The organism is Kastovskya adunca, from assembly GCF_059505785.1.
Genome location: NZ_JCACLG010000016.1, coordinates 42812 through 55816, shown reverse-complemented (window position 1 = coordinate 55816; position 13005 = coordinate 42812). Strand labels below are relative to the sequence as shown.

At 47.6% G+C, this 13005-nt stretch carries 9 protein-coding genes; 7 read left to right on the top strand and 2 right to left on the bottom strand.

Going from position 1 to position 13005, the window contains the following annotated elements:
* Positions 1 to 19: 19 nt before the first annotated feature.
* The gene (locus AC5JR3_RS05155; RefSeq protein ID WP_495843688.1) at positions 20 to 1291 is read right to left on the bottom strand and encodes a TetR family transcriptional regulator; all 1272 of its coding nucleotides are present in this window, start codon (positions 1289 to 1291) and stop codon (positions 20 to 22) included.
* 133 nt (positions 1292 to 1424) lie between these two features.
* Between AC5JR3_RS05155 and AC5JR3_RS05150 the strand changes: the two genes are divergently transcribed.
* The gene (locus AC5JR3_RS05150) at positions 1425 to 2279 is read left to right on the top strand and encodes an acyl-CoA desaturase (RefSeq protein ID WP_495843686.1); all 855 of its coding nucleotides are present in this window, start codon (positions 1425 to 1427) and stop codon (positions 2277 to 2279) included.
* 122 nt (positions 2280 to 2401) lie between these two features.
* Here the strand turns inward: AC5JR3_RS05150 and AC5JR3_RS05145 are convergent, their stop codons facing one another.
* On the bottom strand, positions 2402 to 2698 hold the full coding sequence (locus AC5JR3_RS05145) for an acylphosphatase (RefSeq protein WP_495843684.1): 297 nt from the start codon (positions 2696 to 2698) through the stop codon (positions 2402 to 2404).
* A gap of 103 nt (positions 2699 to 2801) precedes the next feature.
* On the opposite strand from AC5JR3_RS05145, the gene AC5JR3_RS05140 reads away from it, so the two are divergent.
* From AC5JR3_RS05140 to AC5JR3_RS05115, 6 genes are all read left to right on the top strand, one after another.
* On the top strand, positions 2802 to 3272 hold the full coding sequence (locus AC5JR3_RS05140) for an ABA4-like family protein (RefSeq protein WP_495843728.1): 471 nt from the start codon (positions 2802 to 2804) through the stop codon (positions 3270 to 3272).
* 428 nt (positions 3273 to 3700) lie between these two features.
* The gene (locus AC5JR3_RS05135) at positions 3701 to 6085 is read left to right on the top strand and encodes a response regulator (RefSeq protein ID WP_495843682.1); all 2385 of its coding nucleotides are present in this window, start codon (positions 3701 to 3703) and stop codon (positions 6083 to 6085) included.
* 159 nt (positions 6086 to 6244) lie between these two features.
* On the top strand, positions 6245 to 10612 hold the full coding sequence (locus tag AC5JR3_RS05130; RefSeq protein WP_495843680.1) for a PAS domain S-box protein: 4368 nt from the start codon (positions 6245 to 6247) through the stop codon (positions 10610 to 10612).
* Positions 10613 to 10659: 47 nt separating this feature from the next.
* Entirely contained in the window at positions 10660 to 11040 is a 381-nt protein-coding gene (locus AC5JR3_RS05125; RefSeq protein ID WP_495843678.1) for a response regulator, read from the top strand.
* Between the two features lie 599 nt (positions 11041 to 11639).
* Positions 11640 to 12227, top strand: coding sequence for a DUF1816 domain-containing protein (locus tag AC5JR3_RS05120; RefSeq protein ID WP_495843676.1), 588 nt, complete (start codon positions 11640 to 11642; stop codon positions 12225 to 12227).
* A 298-nt stretch (positions 12228 to 12525) separates the two neighbouring features.
* Positions 12526 to 12906, top strand: coding sequence for an SPOR domain-containing protein (locus AC5JR3_RS05115; RefSeq protein ID WP_495843674.1), 381 nt, complete (start codon positions 12526 to 12528; stop codon positions 12904 to 12906).
* Positions 12907 to 13005: the final 99 nt, after the last annotated feature.

Genomic DNA, 13005 nt, shown 5'->3' with positions numbered 1-13005 from the left:
CGAGCATAAATCAAAACTACTATGCCTTGCGATCGAGTTTGAACGCCCGTTCTAAAGCAGCTTTTTCCTTTGCTCTTTGAGCATAAGGCTGTAGTTGTGTAGTATCCCACCCGCTCAAGACGCTTAAATCTTCTAAATCAATGCCCTTCATTAACATTTCTACGCACCAAGTCTGTCGGGCTTGGGAGAGTGATGGTGGTTGACCTTCAGGCGTGAGCAACTCCGCCGTAAATTCTTGCCACGCCACGTATAACTCGGTTTCTGAGAAGGGTTCACCAGAATCGTTGATAAATAAAGCAGATTTGTCATCTTTGCGGCTTTTTAGCCACTGGGTTAGAGGATTGCGCTTGTAGGAGCCGTAGCGCTTGCCCATAATCCACTGATTGATGGGGACTTGTCGCACTGCACCTTGATTTACCTGCAACAGATACTGTTCGTCCTTGATTTGATGGGTTAGCGAAGCGGCTCTGTAGGAGTCTCGCTCTAAACTCACCACTTCTTGCGGACGCAAGCCTGTAGCAAACAGCGTGTAGGCTAAAGCATAATTTCGCAAACTTTGTTTTTTTGCTTGTTGCAAAATTTCGTGAACTAATACCCCTGGCAAATCCGCTATTTCCTCTATAGCCCTGCTTTTAAAAGGGGGTTGGGGGAAGTCTCTCAAGCTAATACTGTTGTTTGAAGCCTCTGGCGCAGGCAAAACTGCACCGTACAAACACAACTGCACCAAGCTCTCCAAAAAATCCTCGCGATCGCTCCAAAGTTCGTGGAATTCGCTGGTAATTTCAATGACGAGATACCCGAACAACATACCGTTGAGCAAGCTGGATAAGTTTTCCGGGGAGATCCGGAGCTGTAGTTGCTCTCGCTCAATCACCGCTGCGAGATATTGGGCAACTTCCTGATTAGCAAGGGTGACACCTCGTCCTAAGGCGCGACGATTTTCTAAGGTGAATTGACCCGCTTCCCCAACGACAGAGCGGAGTAATTCAGGAATGGTTTCTAATACCTGGAGGCGATCGCGTGCATAGCTTTTCAGCGCCTGCGCGACATGGGTGGTGTGATGAATTTGCTCTCTCAAGGCTTCACCCAGATGGGTAAACACCGCAGAATCTTCAATAACGGCTAAAAGTAATCCTTGCTTGTTTCCAAATTGCCGAAACAGCGTTACTTCGTTGACTTGGGCGAGTTCGGCAATTTGCCGCGTTGTCGTTTCTGTCACTCCCTGAGAGCTGAACAACTCCAGCGCTGCATTGATTAAGCGCTGTCGAGTCGAAGAATGCGTTCGAGCCATAATCTTAATGCAAGTGACACTTGCAATTCTGAATTTCTGTTGTTAAGCTTAGGAGAGAAAGTGCAAGTAACACTTACATCATCATCAACTCCTCAATAGAGATTCCTTTTAAGCTACATAAGAAAAAAGATTTATGACCAACAACTCCCTTTCAGCAACTGCCCAAAGAAGTTCGCCCTTGACTATTAGCTGGGTCAGCGTGGGCTTTTTTGCCATCATTCATGCCTTAGCACTGCTAGCTCCCTGGTTCTTCTCTTGGTCAGCGTTGGGAGTAGCAATCTTTCTCCACTGGCTGTTTGGTAGCATTGGTATTTGCTTAGGCTACCACCGACTCTTAACTCATCGTAGTTTTCAAGTACCGAAGTGGTTGGAGTATATCATTACAACTATTGGTGTGTTAGCGCTACAAGGTGGCCCGATATTCTGGGTTGCAGGTCATCGTCAGCACCATGCTCACCCTGAAGATGAGGTGAAAGACCCTTACTCTGCACGACAAGGTTTCTGGTGGAGCCATATGCTGTGGCTTGTCCTTCAAAGAAAAGAATTTTTTGAGTATGAAACCTATAAAAGATATGCCCCGGATATTGATAGAGACCCCTACTATCGCTGGCTAAATAAGTATTTTCTATTGCTTCAGATTCCTTTGGCGCTGTTACTGTACGCCGTGGGTGGTTGGTCTTTTGTGATTTGGGGAGTATTTGTCAGAGCCGTGGTACTGTGGCACAGCACTTGGCTGATTAATTCTGCTACTCACCTGTTTGGCTACCAAGCCTATGAAGTAGAAGATGGTTCTCGTAACCTCTGGTGGGCGGCAATTCTCACCTATGGCGAAGGTTGGCACAACAATCACCACGCTCAACCTAATGTTGCCCCAGCCGGACGGAAATGGTGGGAAATCGATGTCACTTGGTGGGCAATTCAAGTGTTGCAAGCGGTAGGTTTGGCGAAAAAGGTAGTTATGCCTCCGCAGCAGCAAGCTGAAGGCTAACTTCCGTAGAAGTACAAAGAATTTTTCTAATGCGATCGCTTTTTCAATAGCGCCTCGCGTCTACCTAAGATCCCCGACTTCTCCAAGAAGTCGGGGATCTCACTTTCACGAATTATTTACAACTAGCGCCGAATCTCGAACCCTTGTAAACCTTCTGGCTTTTCGTACTCAACCGCGACATCTTTAACCACAGCACCGAGAGGGCCCTTGTGACACCAACGCACCATGGCTTTGACAGCTTCCTCCGTACCTTCAAACACCGCTTCCACCCGTCTATCTAGGAGGTTTCTTACCCAGCCATTAACTCCTAAATGTTTTGCCTGGTTCATCGTAGAGTATCGGTAACTAACTCCCTGAACCTTGCCGGAAACGAAAACGTGGGCGCGGACTTGCTCTGGTGGTGTTGATGTATCTGTCATTGACGGGAAAGGTATTTACACATCATCGGCTAAATCCGATTCTAATCGGTCAATTTTAGTAATACTTGAGTGTGTTGACCCTATGCTTGATCATTTTGGTGCTATGACGATCGCGCAATTATTTAATCTCGCCAATCTCTTTGTTTTGCCCTTCTGGGTACTGATGATTCTGCTACCCAATTGGGGCGTCACGCGGCGAGTGATGCAATCCTATCTGCCCTTCGTCCCCTTGGCTGGGGCTTATGTGTATTTGTTCATCAGCAGCGTGACCCCAGAAACGGCACAAGCGCTGTCTAATCCTCAGCTAGCCGACATTGCCCACTTCCTTGGGGATGAGACAGCCGCCGCTACAGGCTGGATTCACTTTTTGGTGATGGATTTGTTTGTCGGGCGCTATATTTACTTAGAAGGGCAGCGTACAGGACTGTGGACAATTCACTCATTGGCGTTGTGCTTGTTTGCGGGCCCGATGGGATTGCTATCTCATATTGTCACCTATGGGATTTCCCAAAAGTTTGCCTCACCTGTGGCGTCAGAGGTGGGAACGCCGTCGGCAAGTACTCCTCAGAGCTAGAGGGGTTTGCAGTTGAGTGTAGATTACAATCTCTCTTTTTGCTCCCCCTTGTCTCCAGTCTGTTTTCAGCCTTGATACTTCACCCTCAATCTCAAAAGATAGTCATCTAGATGAAAAAAGGATTTCTGGAGGAGATTCGTAACATTATTTAGAAAAATTTATGATTATTTACGGTTTTTGGGTGAAATTTAACTAAATCTAGGTAGATGATTAGTTAACACAGGATTGATGGCAAGAGGCGATCGCGCTTGTTCAAGTGACTGAGAACTATATATTTCAGTCGTTTTCAGCTCGCTCTGCTTGGCTGGTTATGCAGCGAACACTTCAGGAGATGGGCATTTGATGCGCCCTAATGATTGCAGTCATAGGGTTTTTGAAAAGCGATCGCAACGGGGATCAACTTTGCCTAAAGCTAGAAAGGTGCAGTAATGAGAATTCTCCTGGTAGAGGATAATGAGCCTTTAGCTAAAGCTTTGGCTTTAGCTTTGAGTGAGCAATACTACGTTGTCGATATCGCCAGGGATGGACAAGAAGCGCTGAGGATTGTGGAAACCTTTCCCTACGATTTGCTGCTCCTTGATGTCATGCTGCCAAAATTGGATGGGGTGAGCCTTTGTCGGGAACTCCGTACTCGTGGTTATCTACTGCCGATTCTCCTCTTGACAGCACGCGATACCAGCACAGACAAAGTCACAGGGTTAGATGCCGGAGCCGACGACTATCTCGTTAAACCCTTTGACTGGGATGAGTTATTGGCTCGGATTCGCACCTTACTGCGTCGGGGAAACTGTTCCCAGTCATCCATTCTCACCTGGGGTGAAGTGTCATTAGAGCTGAGCAGTTGTCAAGTCACTTATCAAGACCAGCTTGTCCCCCTGACGCCCACTGAATACCGCCTGCTAGAGCTATTTATGCGTCATAGCAATCGCGTCTTTAGTTGTGGAGCTATTTTGGAACATCTGTGGTCTTTTGAAGACCCGCCAGGCGAAGAGACTGTGCGCTCACATATTAAAGGGTTGCGTCGAAAACTCAAATCAGCAGGTGCACCCGTTGATTTAGTGGAGACAGTCTACGGTTTGGGGTATCGCCTCAAGCCCGAAGCAACGGAGCCAACAGCAACTGAAACCCTCCCTCCTGAGCCTGACACGGCTCCTATCACTCCTCAGATGTTGATGCCCCAGTCTAGCCGCAAGTCGCAACTCCTGAAAGCCCTGGCTGCGAGTTGGGAACAGCTTAGAGGTGAGGTTTTAAACCAAGTAGCGGTGCTAGAAGAAGCAGCGATCGCCTATAACTCTGACACCCTCAGCCCAGAACAGCAAAGGCAATCCCTAACAGAGGCTCATAAACTAATCGGGTTATTGGGAACGTTTGGCTTAGTGCAAGGGTCGCGACTCGCCCGCCAAATCGAAGACTTAGTACGCAGCGACACCTTAACCTCAGCCCAGGTAGAGCAATTAGAGGAATTGGTGGCAACCTTGCGTTCTGTGGTAGAGCAGCCGATTGCCGAGCCACCCATCCTACAAGCCCTACAAGACACAACAACTCTACCCAAAGAACGCCCATTCCTCTTAATCGTTGATGATGATCAACAATGGCTTGAGCAATTGCTACAAGAGGCGGCGGGATGGGAAATGGAAGTGCAGAGGGCTACCACCCTCACGTCCGCGAGACAGCAAATCGCCCAACGACGTCCAGATGCGATCCTGCTCGACATTTCCTTTGAAAGTGAAACAGAAAATGGTCTTACCCTACTGGCTGACCTGACGACGTTCACTTCGCAAATCCCCGTGATTATCCTCTCCAACTACGGAGACTTTGCCGACCGACAGTCTGCTGTCCGCTTAGGAGCTTGGGCATTTTTGCAGAAGCCTATCCCCGTAGAGCAAGTACTGGCGATCGTTACCCAAGCGTTGCAACCCAGCTCAATAACGACGGCAGAGATTTTAGCTGTCGATGATGACCCACAGGTCTTGGCGGTTTCTAAAACCCTGTTAGAGCCGTGGGGAATGCGGGTGACCACCCTGGAGGATTCTCGACAGTTTTGGGAAACCTTGGAGGAGACTTTACCAGACTTACTCATTTTGGATGTGGAACTCAATCACCACGATGGTGTTGAGCTGTGTCGGGTGGTACGCAATGACCCCCGCTGGAGTGGGTTGCCAATTTTGTTTCTGACCGCCCATACTGATTCCGGTATTGTGCAACAGGTATTTGCGGCTGGGGCAGATGATTTTGTTAGCAAACCGATTGTGGGCCCGGAACTGGTGACGCGGATTATGATGCGGTTAGAGCGAGTGCGGATGCTACGGCAATTAGCCGAAATTGACCAGTTGACGCAACTCACTAATCGTGCTAAGTCTTCTCAAGATTTTGAGAAGTTTCTGGATCAAGCCGCACGGACGGGAGGGATATTTTGTCTGGCGCTGATCGATTTAGATTGCTTTAAACAGGTAAATGACCGTCATGGTCATAGTATTGGCGATTCAGTGTTGCGCTGGCTAGGCGGGTTGTTGCGTCGTTCGTTCCGTAGGCGCGAGGACATAGTCTCACGCTGGGGAGGCGAAGAGTTTGTCATTGGTTTGTACGGTATGAACAAAGCGTCGGTGGCGCGGCGGCTTAATGAAGTACTGGAAATACTGCGCCGAGAGGCATTCACCAATACTAATGATGAAAAATTCCAAGTTACCTTTAGTGCGGGAGTCGCTGAATATCCTGAAGATGGGACTACTCTTGAATTGCTATATCGCGCGGCGGACAAGACACTTTACCAAGCGAAGGAGGCGGGGCGAAATCAAGTTTTGGTTACTAGCTAAGGATTCAATAGGCAAATAAGCTGCAGCTAATCAGGAAAGAATTGTCACCACGATTAATCAGGAAAGAATTGTCACCACGATTCAACACTTACCTAAAATCTCTCGGTGAATAACATGATTTATTGTGATTCTAGTTATTTTGGGCAAGTAGGGGGCTGGTTGCCTATTGCGGTTGCGGGGTTGTGGGCGATCGCCTTCTCCATTGTCGGCATATTAATCTATTCCAATCAACGATCAGCTCTGCCCAGGCGATTGGCACAATTGCAGGCGACAAATGTTGTGCTAATGCAGGCATTAACTAGTTATTCGCGATCGCAAACCACTTTACAACAAGACAAATTACAGCTAGAACAGCGATTGGCAGAGCTTTCTACCCAAGTTCTCCAAATCGCTAAATTCTTATTTTTAGAGGCTGAACCTACTCAGGGACAGGAAAGTCAATCCTTATTGCACGCTGTAACGACAGCGATTAACTCTGGGGAAACCTTGCTCCGAGAAGAAATTGAGATTGACCTTGGCGATGGCAAACGGAAAACTTTCCTTAACTCTGCTGTCCCCTTGCGAAATGAAAATCAAGAAGTCATCGGGGCAATCTTAGTCAATCAAGATATCACCGAGCAACAACTTGTTGAGAAAGCTTTTTGGGAAAATCAGTTATTGATTCAGCGCATTGCTGAAGCAATGCCAGCCATTTTGTACCTCCATGACTTAGTGGAAGGGCGCAATATCTATAGCAATCATCAAATCTCCGAGATTCTCGGCTATTCGCCCCACGAGGTGCAGCAGATGGGTTCAGAGCTGATGGCGGTACTCCTCCATCCTGATGATCGAGCAACCGTGTTTGCGGCGGGTAAACAACTGGCAACGGTTTCAGAGGGAACCGTTGTAGAAGTTGAGTATCGGATGCGACATGCCAATGGCGAGTGGCGCTGGCTTCATAGTCGAGATATTGTCTTCACCCGCAATGGGGAGAATTTGCCGCAACAGATTGTCGGCGTGGCGGCGGATATTACGGCGAACAAGCAGCGAGAAGCGCAAATCCAGTTTCAAGTTTCGCTTTTAGAGCAAGTGCGTAATGCGGTGATTGCGACGGATTTGGAGGGAAATATTACTTATTGGAACCATTTTGCGGAAACGCTTTATCAATGGAAAGCCGAAGAGGTTTTGGGTAAAGCGATTGGTGAGCTGCTCCTCCCGATTGGAGAGCAGGAACTAGTAGCAGCAGCAGAAGTTATGAGCCGTCTTCGCTACAAACGTTGGGAAGGGGAGTTTACAGTTCGCCGTAAAGATGGAAGTACGTTTCCTGCCTATGTTGTTGATTCCACGATTCACAATAGTCAGGGGCAGCCAATTGGTTATGTGGCGGTGAGTATTGATATCACTGCTGCTAAATGCTCAGAGCAGGAGTTAAAACAATACCGCGATCGCCTAGAAGAATTGGTGGTAGAACGTACTGTTGCCTTAACCAAAACTAATCAACAACTCCAACAGGAAATTTGCGATCGCATCGCCACTGAAACGGCACTCCAACAGAGTGAATATCGCTTCTACACTCTGGCGAAAGTCTCTCCCGTTGGCATCTTTCGTACCGATGTTTGGGGAAATTGCCTATACGTAAATGCTCGCTGGTGCAAGATGACGGGGCTGACTCTAGCAGAGATACTAAAACAAAATTGGGTAAGGGCATTCCATCCTGAAGACCAGAAGAGGGTTTTTGCCGCCTGGAACCAAGCCGTGCAGGAGAACGCCCCCTTTCAAGCTGAAGGTCGGTTGCAGCAACCGGATGGGACGATTGTGTGGGTGCTGGCGCAGGTGGCAACTGAACGTCAAGATGTGGCGGATGTCAGCGGTGACTACGTGGGGACAATCACCGACATTACAGAGCGTAAGCAAGCAGAAATAGCGATCGCAGAAAGTGCCAAGCGCTGGCAAATGATTGTCGAAACTATTGGCGAAGGGATCACCCTCAGCGATGAAACCGGGCAATTTGCTGTTTTTAATTCCCACATTCAACAAATCACAGGCTACACCCAGGAGCAAGCAAACCGTTGTCCTGATTTTCTGGCGCTACTCTACCCGGATTTCCCAGCTTATAGGCAAGCCCGACTCCAGCTCCAGAAGACGATCCGGCAGGAGGGATGCCGCAACGTTGAAACGACGATTTGTAATGCTCAGGGTGTGCAGAGAACGCTGCTCGTTTCCACCTCACTGATGCAGTCTGACAATAAACTCTGGTTCTTAAGTGCTTACCGAGACATTACCCTTCGCAATCAGGTGCAGGAGGCGCTTTGGGAAAGTGAAGCGAGGTATTGCTCTTTAACAAATGACGTTCTCGATAATTCAGCCGTTGGCATTTTGATTTTGGATGCGGAGTTTCGCATTGTCTGGATTAACACGGCGCTAGAAAGCTTCTTTGGTTGGGATCGCGAGAATGTGGTGGGGGAGGATAAGCGACAGCTCCTTCGTAACCAGATGGAGCCGCTATTTGCTTCCCCAGAGGAATTTATCTCAAAGGTGTTGGCAACTTATGAAAATAATACCGAGATTGAAAATTTTGAGTTCCACGTTCTCCAGAGTGAAAATTGCACCGAACGCTGGCTAGAACACTGGAGTCAACCGATCCAATCGGGGCTTTATGCGGGGGGACGTATTGAGCAGTACACCGACATTACCGAACGCAAACAAGCGGAGGTCGTCCTGCGTGAAAGTGAGGAACGCTATCGTCGTCTGGTAGAAATGTCCCCAGAAGCGATCGTTGTTTATTGTCAGGGGAAATATGTGTATATCAATGCAGCAGGAGCGCAACTGCTCGGCGCGGCAAATAGCGAGGAATTGATCGGCAAACCAGTCTTGGATTTAGTGCATCCTGAGGATCGAGCGTTCATTAAGTCTCGAATTCAACAAACTGAAGAGCAAGAAAAACCGACACCCCTCAGACAATTTAGGCTGGTTCGCCTAGATGGGCAAGTCAGGGATGTTGAGGCAGCAGGAATCCCCATTACATACCAGGGTAAGCCAGCCGGACAAGCGATCGTTCGTGATATTAGCGATCGCAAACACGCTGAAGCTCTACTCGCCGAGAGTGAAGAACGCTATCGCGTCGTCTCAGAGCAAATATCTGACTTTGCCTATGCCCTTTGCATTACGCCTGATGGTAAGGTGACAGTCGATTGGATCACTGACGCCTTTAGCCGCATCTCTGGTTTAACGCCACAAAAACTCAAGCAGTTTAATAACTGGAAAAAACTCATTCATCCCAACGACCTTCCCCTCGTCCTACAGCGGATGCAACGGCTTTTTAACGGTCAACCGGAGGTGAGCGATTACCGCATCATTACTGAAAGTGGTGCGGTGCGTTGGCTGCGGAATTATAGCCACCCGGTGCGTTGCGATCTCCAAAACCACTGTCTCCTCATCTATGGTGCCGCCCAAGATATCACCGAGAAAAAACAAGCAGAGGAAGCCCGCCAAGAAAGTGAGGAACGTTTCCGTAAAATCTTTGCCGACGCCCCGATTGGTATCGCCTTAGGTTCCCCGGAAGGTGAGATAGCTCACGTCAACTCTGCCCTTTGCCAGATGTTGGGATATACAGAACAAGAAGTAATCGGGCATGATTTTCGGGAGTTTAGCTTTCCTGAAGACTTGGAAGCAGAAGAGTTACTTATTGAGCAAATTCTACACAGAGAAATCTCTTCCTATCAGATAGAGAAACGTTTCATCAAAAAGAATGGCGACTTGTTCTGGAGTAATCTCACCTGCGGTTCCATCCTTGACCACAATGGGAATATTATTTATGGATTGGAAATGGTTGAGGATATTACAGAGCGCAAGCACATCGAACGCATGAAGGAGGAGTTTATCTCTGTCGTCAGTCATGAACTCCGCACTCCCCTGACTTCCCTACGTGGTGCTTTAGGATTAATGACCAGTGGGCGTCTGGGCACACTCACCAAAAATGGTGAACGCCTGCTGAATTTGGCGGTTGCGGATACTGAGCGCCTGGTGCGTCTGGTGAATGACATTCTGGATGTCGAACGCCTCAAGTCAGGAAAACTAGCGCTGAAGCTCCAGGCAATTCCGGTGACGAACTTGATGCAGCAGGGGGCAGATATTGTGCAGCCCCTAGCCGAGAACGCAGGTATTACCCTCAGGGTTGTTCCTCTGACTGCGACTGTTTGGGCAGATAGCGATCGCATTATTCAGACTCTGACCAACTTACTCAGTAATGCCATTAAATTTTCCCCAAATGGCAGTACAGTATCTGTCAGTGCTAAAGCCGATGGCGATCGCATCCTCTTCCAAGTTACAGACCAAGGACGTGGCATTCCCGCCGAGCAACTGGATAGTATATTTGAGCGCTTTTCCCAGGTAGATGCTTCCGATTCGCGTACTTACGGCGGGACAGGCTTAGGGTTAGCCATCTGCCGGAGTATCGTGCAGCAGCATGGCGGATGCATCTGGGTCGAAAGCACTCTCCAAGCAGGTAGTACTTTTTACTTCACCTTACCCATGCCGCCATCTGCTTAATCTATCTCTTTTCCATCAGCCCTCCCTAGTTCAGGAGGTTAAAGGCAATGAGTGTCAAGCGCATTCTCATTATTGATGACGAACCAAGTATCCGGCATGTTATTCAGCTGACTTTAGAGACGATGGCAGACTGGGAGGTATTAACCGCCAGTTCTGGTCGAGAAGGTTTAGTGATCGCCAAAGCCGAACAACCTGACGCTATCTTGCTAGACATTATGATGCCTGATGTTGATGGAACCGCGACATTAGCCAATCTACAAGCCAGTAAAAGTACACAGCACATCCCTGTATTTTTATTAACTGCAAAGGTAAGATTCGGTGATGAACAGGCGTTTAAACACTCAGGAGCCACGGCGGTGATTGCCAAGCCATTTAATCCATTGACCTTAGCCGCAGAGATTGCTAAAACCTTGGGATGGAAATTATAAACTCAACAAAAACGCATCTGGGGCTAGTAATCGTCAAATCCTATAAAATTTCCGAAAAATAGCCGTAGTTTTATCTACTTCACCCCCCTGCTAGAGATAAATTTTTGCATTTGTCCTGTCTAAATTTGAAAATAAAAAATTTACTATCCCTGATTGATTATTACCGCCTACTTACTTACACGCCTATCAACTATTCACAAGTGATTTATAACGGCTATATTCTGATTGCTATCGGCTTAAGAAGACCTTATAGGTAGTAATTTATCAAATCAATATAATTTAATCATTAGTTTCAACTTATTCACAAGTTATTCATACTTATGCTCTAATCTCAAACCAATGTCAGATTGTGAGAACTTGTTTATTAGACCTCTTGCAAAAATGTACCAGACCCCTCCCCAACCCTCCCCTTACTAAGGGGAGGGGGCAAGATTTCAAGTCTCCCCCCTTAATAAGGGGGGATTAAGGGGGGTCTATTCGACTTATGCAAGAGGTCTATTGCTGCCCTGCTGGTTTAGAAAACTTTGTTAGCAGTAAAACAGATAATCAGCGGACAGAAAACCTTATTCTGATTTTTGCTCGTATCGAGGAGGGCTTCTATGGATTTGGGAAAAACCATTGAGCAGATGGCAATGTCTTCCCTTGCCAAACTAGGATTGGCTTGGTGGGTAAAAGTTAGCACTAAGTTTCCTCGTTGCACCTACTATCTTGGTCTTTTTGTCAGTGCCAAAGAAGCAAAATTGGCCCAATCAAGTTATCTTGAAAGGCTAGAGAACGAAGGTGCAACAGGTAGCACAATGGAAATTGTCCGTTGTCAACCCAAAGGCTTCAGTGATATTGAAAAAAATGAGAGTGGAGTCACTCCGTTATCAAATTTTCTTGATTTGATCCTGCCAATTATCAATGAAGAAATCGAGAATGTCTTAGAAACCTATCCCGATCATTTTTGTCAAAGCTTTTTTGCTATTCCTCAATGGTATGGCAAATTAGTGACTTACGTGCTTCCTAAAATTCCCCGCGTTGGCATTGTCATTGAAAATCCGTCAAAATCTCTGGCTCCACAAAAAATTCCTACCTCTTCCTTAGAATTTCGACTAGATGTGGAATCATGGGTTCGTTCTGGAATTCAGCTCATTTGCCAAGAGAACTTTAATCCTCTACTACTTCACTCAACTCAGAAACTTTAATCAATGATTTGGCATTGTAAGCCTAACGGAGGCTGTCTCTAAAGAATTGTAAATCCCTGGAGATCCCCCTCGCATCCCCCTCGGAGATCCCCCTCCCGTCCCCCTTAAAAAGGGGGAAGCCAGAAGAGGCTTCGCCTTTGATATCACGGGGGACTTCCAAGAGAGTTTGTTCCCCCCTTTTTAAGGGGGGCTAGGGGGGATCTATCCAATCCGCAGACTAATAAGAGTCTTGAGTAGAGCCTTTAACTGGTAAGTTTGAGAGGTATTCCCATTCCCAACGAGACTCTCTTTCCCAAACATGCCATCGGTTAAACACCCCCGGCTAGATTTCTCCGCGATCCTCCTTGTTATGGCATGTTTGGGGCTAGCTAGTCAGTACTCCATTGCCCAACAGGTTCCTCCGAATTTGAGCGCTCCAACAACTCAGGCGGAGACTATTATTCTGGGTCAACCCTGCGAAAATACTTATGTAGTAGTGATTCCCGCCTCTGACCCTAAAATTTTGGACAAAGTCAAGCCCTATAGACCCCTAGCATTTCTCACCAACTCGCGGTTGGGTTGGTATGTGCAAGCTGGCTCTTTTAGCGATCGCGCCCTCGCCGAGTCTCTGAGCTATCAGTTACGCTCAGTAAATCTGGATGCACGCGTAGCGTATCTCCCCGTGCGTTGTCAGCGTTAGGAGAGGGAGGATTAGGGAGGGGAATAGCTTTTAATTTAGGTGTTGAGGAGAATCTTTTTTTCTCTCCCCTGCGGCTTTGCCGATTTAACAATAAGTAAT

Coding starts and splice junctions, on each gene's coding strand:
- AC5JR3_RS05155 (WP_495843688.1), bottom strand. CDS start 1,291: ATGGCTCGAACGCATTCTTCGACTCGACAGCGCTTAATCAATGCAGCG.
- AC5JR3_RS05150 (WP_495843686.1), top strand. CDS start 1,425: ATGACCAACAACTCCCTTTCAGCAACTGCCCAAAGAAGTTCGCCCTTG.
- AC5JR3_RS05145 (WP_495843684.1), bottom strand. CDS start 2,698: ATGACAGATACATCAACACCACCAGAGCAAGTCCGCGCCCACGTTTTC.
- AC5JR3_RS05140 (WP_495843728.1), top strand. CDS start 2,802: ATGACGATCGCGCAATTATTTAATCTCGCCAATCTCTTTGTTTTGCCC.
- AC5JR3_RS05135 (WP_495843682.1), top strand. CDS start 3,701: ATGAGAATTCTCCTGGTAGAGGATAATGAGCCTTTAGCTAAAGCTTTG.
- AC5JR3_RS05125 (WP_495843678.1), top strand. CDS start 10,660: ATGAGTGTCAAGCGCATTCTCATTATTGATGACGAACCAAGTATCCGG.
- AC5JR3_RS05120 (WP_495843676.1), top strand. CDS start 11,640: ATGGATTTGGGAAAAACCATTGAGCAGATGGCAATGTCTTCCCTTGCC.
- AC5JR3_RS05115 (WP_495843674.1), top strand. CDS start 12,526: ATGCCATCGGTTAAACACCCCCGGCTAGATTTCTCCGCGATCCTCCTT.